The following is a 646-nucleotide window of genomic DNA, read 5'->3' as shown; positions in this document are numbered from 1 at the left end:
CAAAACTTATGTTTCAGGCACAGCACCAAGCAATCTTGGAATGATTGATGGTTGGAAATCTCCAATGTTTACTGGTAAATAATTAAAGGAGAATTTCAATGAACGACCTTCAATTATGTATGGACCAATTATTGGACCACAACGAAGTTTTACACAATCACGCTGACGTATTAGAGGAACACGAAGTTCGTCTTGCAGCTCTTGAAAGTGTTATTAAACCTCCAGCTCCAGAACCAGCGACAATCGTCTTGGCTGAAGCTAAAGTTGATGAGCCAGAAGTTGGCGGACAAGAGGAAAAAGACCTCGGAGACGTTAAAGAGGCGGCAGATACCGCTGAATAATTAAAATTTTACCAAAAGGAAATAAAGAGAATGAATGATTTGATTGAACAGCTTCAAGCTGCAATCGCCGATATTCCACAACAATTTGGAGAGGGCGATGAAATTGTTGCTAGCGTAACACCCGAACTTTCGCTATTACTTGCCGAAACTAAAAAAGAAGGCGAAGAAGTAATTGCGCTTCAAGAACAAAAAAAAGGTCTTCAAAAAGGAATCAACGACCTTTCTACCAATATTATGACAATGGCGCAAGAAACTACTCAACGTTTTAAACCAATTGCCGTTAAGAAGTCTGAATACGAAGAAAT

General features: G+C 39.3%; 2 protein-coding genes. Both read left to right on the top strand.

Translation table 11 applies throughout. The features are described 5' to 3' along the window. Positions 1 to 98: 98 nt before the first annotated feature. Positions 99 to 341, top strand: a complete 243-nt coding sequence (locus N1032_RS25940; RefSeq protein ID WP_259543501.1) for a hypothetical protein — start codon at positions 99 to 101, stop codon at positions 339 to 341. A gap of 30 nt (positions 342 to 371) precedes the next feature. Continuing rightward, on the top strand, positions 372 to 646 hold a 275-nt coding region (locus N1032_RS25935), incomplete at its 3' end, for a sialidase family protein (RefSeq protein WP_259543500.1).

The sequence above is a fragment of the Herbiconiux daphne genome (assembly GCF_024979295.1).
GTDB lineage: Bacteria > Actinomycetota > Actinomycetes > Actinomycetales > Microbacteriaceae > Herbiconiux > Herbiconiux daphnes.
The sequence above is the reverse complement of the archived record's forward strand: the minus strand, read 5'-3'. Positions and strand labels throughout refer to the sequence as shown.

What these genes read in the sequence shown, in the direction of transcription:
- N1032_RS25940 (WP_259543501.1), top strand. Translation starts at nt 99, where the DNA reads ATGAACGACCTTCAATTATGTATGGACCAATTATTGGACCACAACGAA.